The sequence below is a fragment of the Amycolatopsis sp. NPDC114484 genome (assembly GCF_055633755.1).
In genome coordinates this window covers 955,244-970,418 of sequence record NZ_JBVKDQ010000001.1, presented here as the reverse complement: position 1 = coordinate 970,418, position 15,175 = coordinate 955,244, and the positions used below count along the sequence as shown (strand labels likewise).

Sequence of the window (15,175 nt, the reverse complement as noted above, 5' to 3'; positions counted from 1 at the left end):
AGGTCCCGCGTGCCTCCAGTCTGGCCGCCGCGCGGGGAGGCACAACCTCCGTTCGGGCGCGCGGAAGATGTCAAATTCCCGGCGACGATGGTCTTTGTCAGGGATCAGGAACGCCGCTATCGGCTCTAGCGCACGTTTTCCTTGACCGCGTGCACCTCGGCCGCCGTCCGCAATTCCCGCACCAATTCGCGTACCGCGAGGGACTGCGCGCCCGCGTAAGTGGCGACGTACCCGATCCGCCGGGTGGGCGGGTCGGCGAGCGGGATGACGGCGACTCCCGACGGGATGGCAGCGAGGGTGAGCTTCGGCAGGACTGCCATGCCAATCCCTTGCGCCACCATGGAAAGAACCACCCCGTCGTCGGCGACCTCCATTTTCGCCGAAGGCAGCCAATCCTGCCGAGCCCACCAGGACCGGGTGTAGGAGGAGCAGTTCTCCGGCCAGTCGAGCAGCGGCAGCCCGCGTGGATCGGGCTGGTTGCCGGGATTCACCAGGAAATACGGTTCCCGGAACAGTTCTCCGGCGACCAGTCCGACCGGCGGGGTTTCGTCCTCGCCGAGGGTGGCGATGGCGACGTCCGCGCGTCCGTCGGCTACCTCGCCCGCGGTGCCGCGGCCGAGTTCGGGGACGATCAGGACCTGCGGGTTCAGGCCGGAATGCTTGGCAGTCAAGCGTTCCAGCGCGGCGGGCAGGAGATGTGCGGCGGCACTGCGGAAAGCGGCGATCCGCAGTGGGCCGGTGAGGGTTCCGGCTGCCGCGCCCCGGGCTTCGGCGCGGAGAACGTCGAGTTGGCGCAGGATCAGCCGGGCGTGCACGAGGGCGCGGGCACCGGCCGCGGTCGGGCGGGCACCGGTTCGGCCGCGATCGAACAGGATGGCGCCGACCTTGCGTTCGCAGGTCCGGACGGCGTGCGAGACCGCGGACTGGGTGAGACTCAGTTCGGCGGCAGCGGCGGTGAAGCTGCCGGTGCGCTCCACCGCGAGCAGCAGGCGCAGCTCGCCCGGCGTGAGGTCGACAGCATCCATGCGGCCAGCCTAGCCACCGCCATGAGCGAGATTCATGGATTGGCGCGGTCCATCGATCCAGCGGTCTGCCGCGATGGCTTCGCCATGCCTAAGTTGCTGGTCAGAGCCATTCCTAAGGAGATCCCGTGTCGCTTACCGCCGTCCGCCAGGTCCGCCGCCCCGAGGGCGCGCCGAGCGCCGCCGATTTCGAGTTCGTCACCCAGCCGCTGCCGAAACTCGCCGACGGCCAGGTTCTGGTCGAGAACCGGTACCTGTCCGTCGATCCGTACATGCGCGAGTTCATGGAATGGGGCGGCTGGGAGCTGGGCGCGGGTCTGGAGGGCCGCACGATCGGCGAGGTCGTCGAGTCGAAGGAGCCGACGCTGCCGGTCGGCACGACGGTGTTCCACCGGCGCGGCTGGGCTACCCACGCCGTCGTCACGGCCGCCGACGTCCGGACGATCGTCCCGGCGGACGGCGTTCCGCTGAGCGCCTACCTCGGCATTCTCGGCGGGACCGGGCTCACCGCGTACGTCGGCCTGACCCGGATCGCGCAGCTGCAACCTGGCGACGACGTGTTCATTTCCGCGGCGGCCGGTGCGGTGGGAAGCGCGGCCGGGCAGATCGCCCGGTTACTCGGCGCGGGACGGATCGTGGGCAGCGCCGGATCCGCGGCGAAGGTCGGGCACCTGACCCGCGATCTCGGTTTCGACGCCGCCTTCAACTACCACGACGGCCCGGTCACCGATCTGCTCGCGAAGGCGGCACCGGACGGAATCGACGTGTACTTCGACAACGTCGGCGGCGATCACCTGGCCGCCGCGATCGACGCCCTGCGCGAGCGTGGCCGGGTCGCCTGGTGCGGTTCGGTCGCGCAGTACAACAGCCTGCGCACCCCGCCGAGCGCGCCGCACAACTTGTTCGACGTGGTCGGGAAAAGCCTTCGGATCGAAGGGTTTCTGGTGCGCAATCACCTGGACGCGCGCGAGGAGTTCGAGGAATTCCTGATCCCGCACGTCCGCAGCGGGCAGGTGCTCGTGAACGAGACTGTGGCAGAAGGGTTTCCGCGCGTGGTGGACGCCTTTATCGGGATGCTGCGCGGAGAGAACGTCGGGAAGATGCTGGTCCGGATCTGACCGCCGGGAGGGGGCAGCGAAGCCCCCTCCCGGGTCAGAACCTCAATCGCGCCAACGGTTGTTGAGGAAGGCGTCGTCGTCCTCGTCGTCCTCCGCCGGACGCGGACGCCGCGTCGGACGGCGCGGCGCCTCGCTGCGCGGAGCGGGCTGGTTCGGAGTCACCGCGAACGGGGACGCCGAACCGGGCTCGTTGCCGAACTCGTCGGAATCGAACGCCGAGGGCGGTTCGGTGCTCGGCCGGTCCGTGCTCCACCCGGACTTGGTCTTGCGCTTGCCCATCTCCCGCCGGTGCTGGACGTACCGTTCGGCCGCCTGCGCCTGCTTGGTCATGTACTCCTGGGACTGCGCCTTGATCTCCTCGGCCTTCTGCTCGCGCAGCGCCCGGCGGTCGGCCTGCTCCCGGACCAGCGAGTCCAGTTCGGCCTTCATCGCGGCGGTTTCGCTCATGCGTCCTCCTACCTGGTCCGGATGATCGGCGCGTCGTCGTCATCGTCGAGTGAACCAGTGATCCGGCTGGCGGGCTCGACGAGGTTGTCGAAGACCGCGCCCTCGACCCGGTACGCCGCGCGCCGCTCGGTCTCGCCACCGCCGCCGCCACCTCCGTGGCCGCCGCCCATCGCGCCCATGCCGGGCATCCCGCCGCCGGACCCCGACTGGCCGCCGCCGGGGTGGTCGCCCGCCGGCGCCGAGAACCCGCCACCGGTTTGGGTGCCGACGACCGGCGTGCTGTCGACCCCGACCATGGGCCCGCCGTGCAGCGGAGCGCTCGGAGCGCCAGCGGGCACGCCCGGACCGCCGGTGTGCGAAATCTCCGGACCGGGACCGCCCTGCATCGGATGACCTGGTGCCCCGCTCGGGACGCCGTGGTGCAGCGGCTGGGCCGGACCGCCCGAGGGGTGGTGCCCCGGAGCGTCCGAATTCGAGGCCCCCGGGCCGCCTCCCGCCGGATGCGCCGGATCGCCCGCCGGGTGCCCGCCGAACGGGTCGCCGGTGTGCGAGATCTCCGGACCCGGCCCGCCGTGCATCGGATGCACCGGGTGGCTGCCGCTGGGCGACGCGCCGCCGTGCCCGTTGCCGTCGGGTCCCTTGTGGTCGCCGGCGTGTTTGCCGGGCCCGTCGTCACCGTGCTGACCAGGACCGTCGCCCGCGTGGTGGCGGCCGGTGGTGCCGTCGGGCATCTGCGGGCCGTGGTCGACCGGGCGCATGCCCTGCGGCTTGTCCTCCTCGCCGAGCGTGTAGGTCGTCGGGTTGCCCTTGCCGTCGTCGACCGTGACGACAGTGGGCCCGTTCGGCCCGTCCGGACGCTCGGCGGTGATCTTCGTGTCGCCGTCGCGGAGGTGGATCTTGCCGTCCGCGCCGGGGTGGTGGACCTCGTCGCCGTGCTGCTGGCCGTCCCCGCCGTCGTGCGCGGACTTGTCGTCGGACCAGTCGATCTTGAAGTCCTTGACGTCGCCGGAGCCCTCGCCGATCTTGATGTCCATCTTGCCGTCGTGGTCCGGCTCGGACATTTCGAAGGTCTTGTCGCCCTGCTTGACCTTCAGGACATCGCGGCCGTCCTCGTCGTCCGGTTTGCCGTCGTGATTCTTGTCCTCGCCGGGCTTGCCGTCGTGGCCCTTGCCGTCGTCGTCGGGCTTGCCGTCGTGGTCCTTGTCCTCGCCCGGCTTGCCGTCGTGGTCCTTGCCGTCCTCGCCGCCAGGACCGCCGTCGGCGGGATCGGTCTTGATCGGCGGGCCGTCGACCGGACCGCCGCCGCCGGGGGAACCGCCGCCGCCACCCTTGTCGCCGGGGGCCTTGTCGTCGCCGGGGCTCTTGTCGTCGGGACCCTTGCCGTCCGGGCCCTTGCCGTCGGGGCCTTTGCCGTCGCCGCCGGTCGAACCGGGTTCGCCACTGCCCGGACCGCCGAGGCTGCCACCGCCGTGGCTGCCCTGCGAGTCCTTCTTCAGCGCGTCCATCGCGGCCTCGGCCTTTTGCTTGGCCTCGGCCTGAGCCTTCTGCTTGGCCTCTTGCTCGGCCCGCTGCTTGGCCTCTTCCTCGGACTGGTGCTGGTCCTGTCCGCCGCCGGGCCCCGAACCACCCGGGCCCGAACCGCCCGGACCGGAACCAGAGCCGCCGGGGCCGGAGCCGCCGCCGGAGTCGGTCTTGATCGGCGGGCCGTCCACCGGACCGCCGCCGCCGGTCCCGCCGCCAGGACCACCGCCCGAACCCCCGCCGAGCGGACCGCCGCCAGGCGAATCGGACGGGACGTCGAGGTCGGGAACCTTCCCGCCGCCCCCGCCGGACCCGGATCCGCTGCCGGACCCTCCGCCCGAACCGGACCCGCCGCCGGTGCCGCCGCCAGGACCGCCGCCGATGCCGCCGGGGCCACCGCCAGTGCCACCGGGGTGGTCACCCTGCGGCGTGTCCGAGTCGGGCCCGCCGCCAGGACCGCCGCCGGTTCCCCCACCGGGACCGCCGCCGTGACCACCCTGGCCACCGCCGTAACCGTTCCCCTGACCGCCGCCGTAACCGTTGCCGTTGCCGCCGTTGCCCTTGTTGTTGCCGCCAGGACCCTGACCGCCCCCGCCGGGCCCACCGCCACCGGGACCACCGGAACCGCCCGAACCGCCAGCCCCGCCGTCCTTGGCGCCCTCGAACTTGTTCTTGAGCTTGCCCATCTCTTTGTCAAGAGCGTCGTAGGCCTTGTCGACGAGGTCCTTGGCGTCCTTGCAGGCCTTCTCGAACCCCTTGTAGACGGTGTCCCACATGTCGGGGTTGAACTGGTTCATGATCCACTGCTTGGCGAGGTCCTTGCCGTGGCTCTGGATCTCGTCGTCATCGCAGCAGCCCTGGTCGTTGAGGGTGTTGACCAGGTTGGTGCCGAAGTTGTAGTCCATCCAGCCGGCGATCTGGGCCAGGTCGTTGACGCTGCCGTGCTCGCCGATGGCGACCGCGATGACCTTCTGCGCCATCGTGTAGTCGGCCTTGCCGACCTGATCGCGGTACAGCGCGATGACCTGGTCGGCCTTCCCCTTGCACAGGTCGAACAGCGTCTTCGTGGTGTGCAGCGTCGCTTCGCTGGCGTGGTTGAGGTCGTCCCCCAGCTTCGCGGCCTTCTTCTGGATGCTCTCGTTGTACTTGTCCGACGCCGCGTCGGCACCGGCTCCGGTCCAGGTCCCGAACAGGGTGCCCAGTTCGGTGCCGGTTTCGGTCAGCGTCGACTTCACGGTTTCCGAGCCGTGCTTGAAATGCATGGCGTCGTTGACGAAACCCTCGAAGCTGATCCCGCGCTGCTCGTCGAACGGACCGCGGATGTCCTTGTCGAGGTCGAGCTTGCGCGTGTTCCCCTTGCAGTCGTCGGGGATCTTCTCCAGCAGCCCGCCGAAGGTCTCGAACACCCGCAGCGCGGCCGCCGCGGGGTCGAAGAGTTCGTCGGAGGTCTTCGTGCCGGTGGCCGCGGCGTCCTTGCCCTCGCCGGGAGCGGGGGGCTTCTTCTTGCCGAGGTCGTCCTTGCCCTGGTCGACCGCCTTTTTCTTCTCGTCCTGGTTGTAGCTGTTCTGCTGGCCCTTCTGCCGGGCCTCTTCGTAGACCTGCTCGAGCGGCGGGGCGCCGCCCGGCGCCGCGAACGGATCTTTCGGGACGGTGATGAACGTCCGCCCATAGGACTGGATGTACTTCGCGACGTCCTTGCCCTCGTCGCCTTCGGGATGCGGGTGCTCGTGCACCCACGCCCGGAGCAGCCCGTCCTTCAGCTCCGGCGGCACCGCCGAGTTGTCGAGCAGCTTCTTGACATCCGGCCACGTCTTCGGCTGCTGCTTGTCGTCCGCCATCAGAGAATCCCGTCGACGCCGTTGCCGGTCTTGTTAATGGCGCCGGACTGGTTGTCCTCGTTCTTGCCGTAGGCAGATCCGGCGGTGCTGATGTTCGTGCCGAACGATTCGAGGGCCTTGCTGTAGCCGGAGAGCGCCCCCCACAGCTGTTTGGTCCCCTCGAGGTACTTGTCGGCGTGCGCCTGGTGCACCCGGCCGAACTTCTCCTTGGTCAGCTCGGAGTGTTCGAGGTCCGGATTGTCGTCCAGCAGTTTCTCCGCCAGGTCGCCGATCTTCTTCGACGCCTTCGACAACGCTTCGGTTGTCGCGGTGTACCCGCCCCCACCGCTCATTTCAGTGCTTCTCCTCAGCTCGGCTAGCTGCCAGGGCCTCCGCGAGCACAGCCGCCACGGATTCCACGTCGGTGAACCGATCGAGCTCGTCCAGATCGATCGACACGTCGTAGTAGATCTCCAGCGCCGCGAGAAGCCGGATCCGGCCCTTCGAGTCGATGCCGAGCTCCTCCAGCGGAGCGTCGGGCACGACGAGGGCCGGGTCTAGCCGGAAGGTGTCGCTGACGACCTTCGTGACCTCGGCGCAGTGATCACCCACGCACCCCACCGTAACGCGCTTTGGCGGCGGACCGGGCGACCTTCCCGCTGGAAGTGCGCGGAAGTCCGCCAGAAGGGACCAGGTGTACCGCACGGAGCGTGAGATCGTGCTCCCTCGACACCGCTCGCAGCACCGCCCGGGTCACGTCCTTGACCTCGGCTTCCGCGCCGCGGGCCCATTCCGCGACCACCATCGCGCCCTCGCCCTGTTCGTCGGCGACGCCGAACGCGGCGACCCGGTCGCGGCGGATCGCCGGATGCGCCTCGCCCGCCGCCGCCTCGAGGTCCTGCGGATGGAAGTTGCGGCCGTCGACGACGATCAGGTCCTTGAGCCTGCCGGTCACGTAGAGGTCGCCGCGATGGACGACGCCCAGGTCGCCGGTGCGCAGCCAGCCGTCGAGCCCGTCGAGGACGCCGCCGAACGAGTCCGCGTCGCCGCGGCCCCAGTAGCCGGACGCGACGTTCGGGCCGTGCACCCAGATCTCGCCGACCTCGTCCTCGGGCTGCTCGTGTCCGTCGTGGACGATCCGGACGAGCTGCCCGACCGGCCGTCCCACCGACATCACCGGCTGGCCGTCCGGGGTTTCGACGGCGCGGCCCTGGGCCAGGGCTTCCCGGTCGAGCACCGCGCCGCGCGGCCCTTCGTCTCCCGCGCTCGCGACGTAGACCGTGGCCTCTGCCAGCCCGTACGACGGCCGGTGCGCTTCGGGACGGAACCCACGCGGGCCGAAGACCTCGTGGAAACGCTCGACCGTGCGCGGCCGGACGGGCTCGGCGCCGTTGAGCGCGACCCGGACGTCCGAAAGATCGAGGTCGTCCTCCGCTCCGGCGTCGGCCGCCAGGTCGTAGGCGAAATTCGGGGCCGCGGTGAAGACGGCCGGGTAGTCCGACAGCTGGCGCAGCCATCGCCGCGGCCGGTGCACGAACTCCGCTGGGGACATGAACACCGACCGACCGCCGACGTAAACGGGCAGGCACAGCAGCTGGATCAGACCCATGTCGTGGAAGAACGGGATCCAGCCCGCGCAGGTCGTCTGCTCGTCCGAGGCGTAAGCGTGGCTGGCCTGCCAGCACGCCGCGACGATCGCCCGGTGCGGGATCACCGCGCCCGCCGGTTCGCGCGTCGACCCCGACGTGTACTGCAGGTAGGCCGGGCTTTCCGGGCCCACGCGGACCGGGTCGACGCCGGGTCCGGACAGCTCGTCCACCACTACGAGGTCGCCGGGATCGCTGAACTCGCGCACCTTCGCCACGACGGCCGACGACGTCGCCCACACCCGCGCGCCGGAGTCGGCGAGGACGCCGGCGAGCCGGTCGGCCTGCGCGCGGTTGCCGGGCAGCATCAGCGGAACGGCGACCATCCCGGCGGCGAGAGCGCCGAAAAACGCCAGCGGATAAGCGAGTTCCTGCCCGGCGAGGATCGCGACGCGCTCGCCCGGTTCCGCGACCCGGCGCAATTGTCCGGCCACGACCCGGACTTTCGCGGCGAACTCCGCCCACGACAGCGTGTGCTCGACGCCGCGAGTGTGCTCTTGGTGGGTGAACAACGGCCGTTCGTCGTCCGCGCGGGCGAACAGCCGGTCCACGATCGAGACGTGCATGACCTCGTCAGGCACGCTCGCAGACGTCCGGGACACGCAGCGCAACCTACTCGAACTCGCGACCGGCCCGCGAGCCCGGTCGCGGAGAATTCACTCGCGCACCTGGGCGGCCCGGGATTCCAAATAACGCTTCTCCGCGATACTCGCCGTCGCTTTGGCCGCCAGCCGGTAGTTCTCGTACGCGCCAGGCAGATCCCCGGCTTTCTCCAGCAAATGCGCCCGCACCGACAGCAATCGGTGATGCCGCGCCATCCGCTCTTCACCGTCTAATGTGGACAGCAGGGCGAGCCCCGCCCGCGGTCCCTCGGTCTCGGCGAGCGCGATCGCGCGGTTCAACGTGACGACCGGATTGGGCGCGATCCGTTCCAGGATCAGATAAAGCGCGTGCACCTGCCGCCAGTTGGTCTCCTCCGCCGTCGCCGCGTCGGCATGCGTCGCGGCGATGGCCGCCTGCAGCTGATACGGCCCCAATTCCGAACCGCCCAGCGACGCCTTCGCCAGCTCAGTGCCCTCGTCGAGCATGGCGCGATCCCACGTCGAGCGGTCCTGGTCGGCCAACGGGACCAGGTCTCCGGACGCCGTGGTGCGGGCCGCGCGGCGAGCGTGGGTCAGCAGCATCAACGCGAGCAGGCCGGTCACTTCGCTGTCGTCCGGCAGCCGCGCGTGCACCATCCTGGCCAGGCGAATCGCCTCGTACGCCAGGTCGGCGCGATGCAGGTCGCTGCCGGAGGACGCGGTGTAGCCCTCGTTGAAAATCAGGTAAAGCACCTGCAGCACGACGCTCAGCCGTTCCGGGCTTTCCGTACCCGGGAACGAGCTGCCCGCCGCCTTGATCCGCTGTTTGGCACGGCTGATCCGGGCAGCCATCGTGCCCTCCGGTACCAAAAACGCGCTGGCGATCTCGGCCGTGGTCAGCCCGCCGACCGCGCGCAGGGTCAACGCGGTCTGCGACGCCGGCGTCAGCGTCGGATGGCAGCACAGGAACAGCAGGAGCAGCGTGTCGTCGGTGTCCGGCACCTCGGGCGCGGCCTCGACGGCGTTCGCCAGCTCCCGCTCGCGGCGCGCCTGATCGCTGCGCAACTGGTCGATATACCGCCGGGACGCGACCGTCGACAGCCAGCCGCGCGGATTGTTCGGCACGCCTTCGACCGGCCACTGCAGCGAAGCGGCGAGGACGGCCTCCTGGACCGCGTCCTCGCACCCCTCGAACTGGCCGTACCGGCGCACCAGCACGCCGAGGACCTGCGGCACGAGTTCGCGCAGCAGGTCCTCGACGGCGGGAGGATTCACGCGTCCAATTGTCCTTCCGAGAACATCACCTGGCGCACCTCGACCCCGAGCCCCTCGATCGCGGCGTCCGGGATCCGCGCGGCCAGCTCGATCGCGCGCTCCTTGCTCTCGACGTCGAGCAGGTAGTAGCCGCCGAGGAACTCCTTGGACTCGAGGAACGGCCCGTCGGTGACCACCGGCTGCCCGCCGCGCACCGAGACCACCACTGCCTGCGACGGATCGGCCAGCGCCTGGGCCGCGATCAGCTCGCCGGACTTCTTCGTCGACTCCATGAACGCGGTGACGCCGTCGCCGAGGGCTTCCTTCTCCTCGTCGGTCAGCGCGTCGAGAACGGACTGGTTGATGTGCAGGCTGATCAGGAACTTCATCGTCTTGCTCCTCGTGGTTTCGGGGTCTTACGGGGATGGGTCGGAGGCGAGGGCGGGTTCTGGACATCCCTGGCGAAAAACTTTCGCCGGTACCGTCCGGGCATGAACTCGACCTCAGCGTGGACGACTCCGCTCATCGCGCTCGGCGGCGTACTGCTGACTCTGCTCGTGACAGTCTGGATGGACTACCGCAAAGCCCGGCGGGAAACCCGGTTCCAGTGGACCACCGAACTGCTCGCCCTGTACCGCGATTTCCTCGCCGCCGCCAACGACCTGCGCCAAGCCCCGGTCTGGCCGACCCCGCCCGACAGCCCGCGGCAACCCATCGACCCGCTGGTGGAACGGCTCCGCGCGGTCTCGGCGGAAGCCCGGCTGCTGGCCCATCGCGACGTGACCGACCGGATGACGGCGGCAGTCACCACCGCCGAGACGCTGCGCGACACCGTCACCGCCATCCGCACCTCCACCGAACCCGGCCACGGCGGTGCGATCGACCAGCGGAGGCGTCCTGAATACGACGCCTCCCTCGCGTCCTTCTCCGCGGCCACTGAGGACTTTCTCGCCGCCGCTCGCGCGGATATCGACCTGCGCAGCCCGTTCAGCCGCACCAGCGCGGCATCCTGAACCGGCCAGCGTCCGCGCGGATCGGGGAACTATCGTGGGGCGAGATCACGCCGTGCAACCGACAGGGGGGACAACAGCGGATGTCCAGCGGAAATCCCCTTTCGGCGAGCACGGAGAGTAGTTATCCTGGTACAATAGATGAGCCGGGAGCCGGGAGCCGGGAGCCGGGAGCCGGGAGCCGGGAGCCGGGAGCCGGGAGCCGGGAGCCGGGAGCCGGGAGCCGGGAGCCGGAAGCCGGAAGAACTTTCGTCCCCGAGCGGCGAATCGTGTTCGTCGGACACAACCGCAACACCGTCGCCCGTCTGCTGGAGGCCCAGGAACTGCTGCGCGGCGACCCGCGGATCGAGTACCTCTACACGCTCAGCGATTCGTCTCAAGCCCCCGCCGGCACTCTGGAACTGCTCCACGACCGAGGAGTCCCGGACACCGTTTCCTGGACCGCGCTGCCGACCGTCGGTGACTACCACCTGGTCCTGACCGCGAGCGAGAACATCGACTTCGCGGCCACGAAGGGACCGGTGTTGCTCCTGGCGCACGGCTTCGGGTTCAACAAAGAATGGCCCGACGGGCATCTGGCCGGACTGCCTCACCCCGACGCGCTCGCCACCGGTCGCATCCTCATCCTGTTGTCCACTTCAGAGCAGGACCGTCAGCTTCGCGCCGCCTTTCCCGGGGAAGGGCTCCGCACCGAGGTCGTCGGAGACGCCACCCTCGACCAGCTCACCGCCAGCCTGCCGCTGCGGGATCGCTACCGGCGACAGCTAGGCACCGGCAACCGCAGGCTGATCGTCTTCGCGTCGTCCTGGGGCCCGGAAGCGGGCGTAGCCAGACACCCCGGATTGCTCCGCGAACTGCTCGCGCAACTCCCGTGCGACAGCTATCAGCTGTGCCTGGTCCTCCACCCGCGAGTATGGGCCGAGCACGGCCCTCGTCACCTGGAACTCCTGCTCTCCGACGAACTCGACTCGGGCGCGGTGGTGCTCCCGCCTGAAGCGGGCTGGCACGCCGCGCTCGTCGCCGCGGACCTCGTGCTCACCGACCACGGCAGCCTCGGTCTCTACGCCGCCGGGATCGAGAAACCGTTGCTGCTCACCGAACCCGCCAAGGAAACCGTACCGGGCTCACCCGTCGCCGCACTCCATGAACTAGCCCCGCACGTCGACGTCGGAGGAAACCTTCGAGCGCAGGTGGACGCGGCTGTCGAGAACTACGATTCAGTTCGGTACCAGCCGGTCACCGCGCGCCTGTTCGAACATCGCGGCGAGGCGGCGGATCGGATCCAGCGCGTTCTGTACGACCTGCTCGGCCTCGCGCCGCAGCGACCCGCTCCGTTGCTCCGGGCCCCCGATCCGGCACCGTGGAGCCACCGCGAACCCGCCGCTTTCCGCGTCCGTCTCGTTCCCGCCTCCGGCGGCGGAATTTCAGTCGACCGTCGTCCGGCGGCCGCGTTCCCGGCCGAGTCGGACCTGTGGCCGCTCCCGCAAAGCAAGGAAGAGTGGCCGCTCGTAGTCGAGGAGAGCGTGAGCGATCTTCGGTACGCGGAAAAAGCCTCCGTCCTGTGCCGGAGTGAAGCGACCGATGCCGAGTCCGCGTGGGAATGGACGGCCATGATCCTCGATGCCTATCCGGCCCGATTTGCCGTCGCGAGCACGGGCTCCGGCCGGTATGCCGCACAGACCCGAGACGGCTGCCGGGTGCGGCTGACGACGACCGAGGACGTCCACGTCACGATCGCGGCAGCCGCCGCGTTCTCCCGCGTACGAGCGGATTCCTTGTCCGCCAACGAGTTTCCGGTGGAGTTCGGACCGCACCGGTGTCTCCTGCGGATCGAGGTCACCGACCGTCCAGTTCCGCCAGCCGCCGGGTGAATTCGGCGACCCGGTCGCTGCCGAGCCGGGTGTGGATCTCCGCCATCCTCGCCACCGCGGCCCGTTCCGCCTCGCGATCACCGAGCCTGCCGGCCAGTTCCGCGACATCTTCCTGTGTCCACGATTCGTGAAAAAGATGGCCGTTGTCCTGCAGCACCTGCACAGATTCGGCGAACCTCCGACGTGCCGCGTCGTCCTGTCCGCGCGCCGCTTCGAGGCGGCCGAGCGTCCGCAACGCGCGACCGTACATCTTGCTGTCGTGCTGCTTCAGCAGGCCGAGCGAATGGAGAAGGGTCTCCTCGGCAGTCAGAACGTCCCCGAGCGCGAGTTGCGCGCAGCCGATGAAGTAGGTCACCGACGCCGCGCCCCGGCCATCCCCGACGCTGTCGAACAGTTCCAGAGAACGACGAAACGACGCGAGCGCTCGCTCCCAGTCGTCCTGCGTTTCGTGGTAGCGGCCGTCCATCTCCCACACCGATGCGCGAAGACGGACGTCTGTCACCTTGTCCAGCAAGGAAAACGCACTGTCCAATTCGGACCTTGCCCGGTTCGGCCTGCCCAGCTCGACCCACGCGCGCGAGGAAAAGCTGCGTAACCGCGCCTCTGCAGCGGCGTCGCCTGCCAAGGCCGCGGCCTGTGCCCCGACCGCGCTCGTCTCGGTCCAGTCCACGAGGTAACGCCGGTTCGCGTACAGAGCCGTCACGGCCTCTGCCAGCTGCGCGGACAGGTCGTACCACTTGTGCTGCGCAGCCGTGCGGATCGCGGACGCGATCGCTGGCCGTCGATTGTCCAGCCAATCCAGCGCGGCGGGCCGGTCTTTGCCGAACGGGCTTTCGCCGGTCTGGAGCACCTCGGCGTACCGCGGGCTCCGGTACCGGCCGGAGCCGGTCACCGTGAGATCCGCGAACGCCGCGCGCTGGCGAAGAAACTCGGCCAGCCGACGCGCCGCCGCGGTCAACTCCTCGGAGGTGTCCTCGGCCAGTGCGCGGTCCGCGGCATGCCGACGAACCAGGGTGTGGAAACGGAAAACCCCGCCCGGCTCGGCCTGGAGCAGACCGGCTTCGGCGATAACCCCCAGCGCTTGACCGGTTTCCGCGACCGTGCCGGCCAGCACGGCACCAGCGAGATCGAGGTCGAATCCGCCCGAGGGCGCGGCCACCGCACCGAGCAGCCGGTACGCCCTGGCCGCCGGAGCAGGCAGCGCGGCGTAGCCCATCCCGAAGGTCGCGGTGGTCTTGTCGTCCCCGTGCTCGGCGATCGTCTCGGCCAGAGCACCGACGGTGAGGCCAGGACTGCTGAGCAACCGCTGCACCGCGACGCGAAGCGCCACCGGCAGGCCGCCGCATTCCTGGACCAGCCTGCGCAGTCCGGCCTCGTCGGCGGTCGCCTCCGGCCCGCACAGTTCCCGGACCAGGTGCATCGCCGACTCGTCGTCCAGCGGGGGCACCGGCAGGACCTCCGCCCCCTCGAACCGGAGGTCGGTCAGCCGGGCGTTGCTCGTCACGAGAACCGCGCTGCCGGGCGAATTGGGCACGAACGAGAGCACCTGAGCCGGATCGGTGACGTCGTCGAGCACCACCAGCGTCGGCGCGCCCGCCGTCCTCGTGCGAAAAAGCGCGGCGCGGTCGGCCAACCGGGCCGGGATGGCCTCATTCGCGACGCCGAGCGCGAGCAGGCAGGACGTCAACGCGTCGCTCACCGCCTCGGTTCCCTGGCCCGCGGCCCCGTAGTCGATGCAAAGCTCGCCGCCGGGAAACACTCCCCGGTTCTCTTCGACGTAGCGCCGGGCGAGCCACGATTTGCCGACGCCCGGCAACCCGCTGAAGACCGCGATCCGGGTGCCAGGGCCGGCCCCGGAGCCGAGCAAGGCCCGCGCTTTGGCCAGTTCCCCGGCGCGGTTCACGAACCGCTGCGGGGTCGGCGGGACCTGATGCGGAACCTCGACCCCTCCAGGATGCGCACCCAGCACGCCCATTGCCTCCGCGTCCCCCTCACCCGACGAACCCGACGTGACCAAGACCATACGGTACGCGAACAGCCGGTCGGCCGATCTTGTGTGCCTCCCGCTGGCCCTCGACTGCCCCGGCCCCGGCTCCGGGCGCAGGATGAACGGCATGGAGACCGACGCCTGGGCCGCGCTGGCGAGTCCGTTCGTGGAAGGCGCGTACGCGACCGTTAAAGGCCGAGTTCGCACGTACGTCCTGCACCAGCAGCTCTTGGCGCACCTGCCTCCGCCGCCGGCCACGGTGCTCGACGTCGGCGGTGGAGCCGGGCATCAGTCGTTTCCGTTGGCGCGCCTGGGTTACGACATCGTCCTGCTGGATTCGTCCGACGCGATGCTGTCGAAGGCGCAGGAGCGTCTCGCCGCGGAACCGGAGGAGGTTCGCGAGCGAGTCCAGCTGTTACGCAGCCGCGGCGAGGACGCCGTCGCCGCGGTCGCCGGTCAGAAATTCGATGCGGTGCTGTGCCACGGCGTGCTGATGTATGTGGACGATCCCGTGCCGATGATCGACGCGCTCTGCGCCTGCGCGGCACCGGGCGGGATCGTCTCGGTGATGGCGCTCAACGCCGAGACGCTGGCCGTCCTCCCGGCGTTGGAAGGACGGTGGAGCGACGCGCTGACGGCGTTCGACGCGCACAGCGAGCGGGGCGTCCTCGGCGTGGACACTCGCGCCGACACGGTGGCTGGGCTGTCGCAGCTGCTCGTCGGACTGGGGGCTGAACCGCTTGCCTGGTACGGAGTCTGGCTGTTCGCCGACTGGCTGGACCTGGACCCGGAAGAGAGCCGGATCGCTGAAATCGCGGAGGTCGAGCTGGAGGCGGCGCGACGAGATCCGTACCGGCGGCTCAGCCGGGTGTTCCATCTCGTCGCGCGCGCCTGAACTGTC

The 15,175-nt window shown here is 69.9% G+C and carries 13 protein-coding genes; 4 read left to right on the top strand and 9 right to left on the bottom strand.

Annotated elements, in window-relative coordinates:
* Positions 1 to 125: 125 nt before the first annotated feature.
* Complete coding sequence (locus tag ACZ7SW_RS04695; protein WP_470229021.1) at positions 126 to 1,025, bottom strand: LysR family transcriptional regulator; 900 nt, start codon at positions 1,023 to 1,025, stop codon at positions 126 to 128.
* A 125-nt stretch (positions 1,026 to 1,150) separates the two neighbouring features.
* Here ACZ7SW_RS04695 and ACZ7SW_RS04690 point away from each other — a divergent pair, with 125 nt between their 5' ends.
* On the top strand, positions 1,151 to 2,140 hold the full coding sequence (locus ACZ7SW_RS04690) for an NADP-dependent oxidoreductase (RefSeq protein WP_470229020.1): 990 nt from the start codon (positions 1,151 to 1,153) through the stop codon (positions 2,138 to 2,140).
* Between the two features lie 42 nt (positions 2,141 to 2,182).
* Here the strand turns inward: ACZ7SW_RS04690 and ACZ7SW_RS04685 are convergent, their stop codons facing one another.
* The 7 genes from ACZ7SW_RS04685 to ACZ7SW_RS04655 all read right to left on the bottom strand — a co-directional run bounded on the left by ACZ7SW_RS04685 (position 2,183) and on the right by ACZ7SW_RS04655 (position 9,795).
* Positions 2,183 to 2,587, bottom strand: a complete 405-nt coding sequence (locus ACZ7SW_RS04685; protein ID WP_470229019.1) for a hypothetical protein — start codon at positions 2,585 to 2,587, stop codon at positions 2,183 to 2,185.
* Between the two features lie 8 nt (positions 2,588 to 2,595).
* Positions 2,596 to 5,946, bottom strand: coding sequence for a WXG100 family type VII secretion target (locus ACZ7SW_RS04680; protein WP_470229018.1), 3,351 nt, complete (start codon positions 5,944 to 5,946; stop codon positions 2,596 to 2,598).
* Positions 5,946 to 6,278, bottom strand: a complete 333-nt coding sequence (locus ACZ7SW_RS04675) for a hypothetical protein (RefSeq protein WP_470229017.1) — start codon at positions 6,276 to 6,278, stop codon at positions 5,946 to 5,948. The genes ACZ7SW_RS04680 and ACZ7SW_RS04675 overlap by 1 nt, the downstream gene beginning before the upstream one ends.
* A gap of 1 nt (position 6,279) precedes the next feature.
* Entirely contained in the window at positions 6,280 to 6,537 is a 258-nt protein-coding gene (locus ACZ7SW_RS04670; RefSeq protein ID WP_470229016.1) for an acyl carrier protein, read from the bottom strand.
* The gene (locus tag ACZ7SW_RS04665; RefSeq protein ID WP_470229244.1) at positions 6,530 to 8,137 is read right to left on the bottom strand and encodes a fatty acyl-AMP ligase; all 1,608 of its coding nucleotides are present in this window, start codon (positions 8,135 to 8,137) and stop codon (positions 6,530 to 6,532) included. Before ACZ7SW_RS04665 ends, ACZ7SW_RS04670 begins: the two co-directional genes overlap by 8 nt.
* A 90-nt stretch (positions 8,138 to 8,227) precedes the next feature.
* On the bottom strand, positions 8,228 to 9,427 hold the full coding sequence (locus tag ACZ7SW_RS04660; protein ID WP_470229015.1) for an RNA polymerase sigma factor: 1,200 nt from the start codon (positions 9,425 to 9,427) through the stop codon (positions 8,228 to 8,230).
* Positions 9,424 to 9,795, bottom strand: a complete 372-nt coding sequence (locus ACZ7SW_RS04655; RefSeq protein ID WP_470229014.1) for a YciI family protein — start codon at positions 9,793 to 9,795, stop codon at positions 9,424 to 9,426. The genes ACZ7SW_RS04660 and ACZ7SW_RS04655 overlap by 4 nt, the downstream gene beginning before the upstream one ends.
* A gap of 102 nt (positions 9,796 to 9,897) precedes the next feature.
* On the opposite strand from ACZ7SW_RS04655, the gene ACZ7SW_RS04650 reads away from it, so the two are divergent.
* Both ACZ7SW_RS04650 and ACZ7SW_RS04645 read left to right on the top strand, forming a co-directional pair.
* Positions 9,898 to 10,419 (top strand): hypothetical protein, encoded by a 522-nt coding sequence (locus ACZ7SW_RS04650; protein ID WP_470229013.1) that lies wholly within the window; start codon positions 9,898 to 9,900, stop codon positions 10,417 to 10,419.
* 266 nt (positions 10,420 to 10,685) lie between these two features.
* Positions 10,686 to 12,287, top strand: coding sequence for a hypothetical protein (locus ACZ7SW_RS04645; RefSeq protein ID WP_470229012.1), 1,602 nt, complete (start codon positions 10,686 to 10,688; stop codon positions 12,285 to 12,287).
* On the opposite strand, the gene ACZ7SW_RS04640 is transcribed toward ACZ7SW_RS04645, so the two are convergent.
* On the bottom strand, positions 12,253 to 14,304 hold the full coding sequence (locus ACZ7SW_RS04640) for a hypothetical protein (protein WP_470229011.1): 2,052 nt from the start codon (positions 14,302 to 14,304) through the stop codon (positions 12,253 to 12,255). The genes ACZ7SW_RS04645 and ACZ7SW_RS04640 overlap by 35 nt on opposite strands.
* Between ACZ7SW_RS04640 and ACZ7SW_RS04635 the strand changes: the two genes are divergently transcribed.
* A complete protein-coding gene (locus ACZ7SW_RS04635; RefSeq protein ID WP_470229010.1) occupies positions 14,297 to 15,169 on the top strand; it encodes a methyltransferase in 873 nt (290 codons plus the stop codon). The two genes, ACZ7SW_RS04640 and ACZ7SW_RS04635, sit on opposite strands and share 8 nt — an antisense overlap.
* The last annotated feature ends 6 nt before the right edge of the window (positions 15,170 to 15,175 follow it).

Excerpts from the sequence above, each read along its gene's own strand:
- ACZ7SW_RS04695 (WP_470229021.1), bottom strand. The coding sequence starts at position 1,025 with ATGGATGCTGTCGACCTCACGCCGGGCGAGCTGCGCCTGCTGCTCGCG.
- ACZ7SW_RS04665 (WP_470229244.1), bottom strand. The coding sequence starts at position 8,137 with ATGCACGTCTCGATCGTGGACCGGCTGTTCGCCCGCGCGGACGACGAA.
- ACZ7SW_RS04675 (WP_470229017.1), bottom strand. The coding sequence starts at position 6,278 with ATGAGCGGTGGGGGCGGGTACACCGCGACAACCGAAGCGTTGTCGAAG.
- ACZ7SW_RS04685 (WP_470229019.1), bottom strand. The coding sequence starts at position 2,587 with ATGAGCGAAACCGCCGCGATGAAGGCCGAACTGGACTCGCTGGTCCGG.
- ACZ7SW_RS04655 (WP_470229014.1), bottom strand. The coding sequence starts at position 9,795 with ATGAAGTTCCTGATCAGCCTGCACATCAACCAGTCCGTTCTCGACGCG.
- ACZ7SW_RS04680 (WP_470229018.1), bottom strand. The coding sequence starts at position 5,946 with ATGGCGGACGACAAGCAGCAGCCGAAGACGTGGCCGGATGTCAAGAAG.
- ACZ7SW_RS04650 (WP_470229013.1), top strand. The coding sequence starts at position 9,898 with ATGAACTCGACCTCAGCGTGGACGACTCCGCTCATCGCGCTCGGCGGC.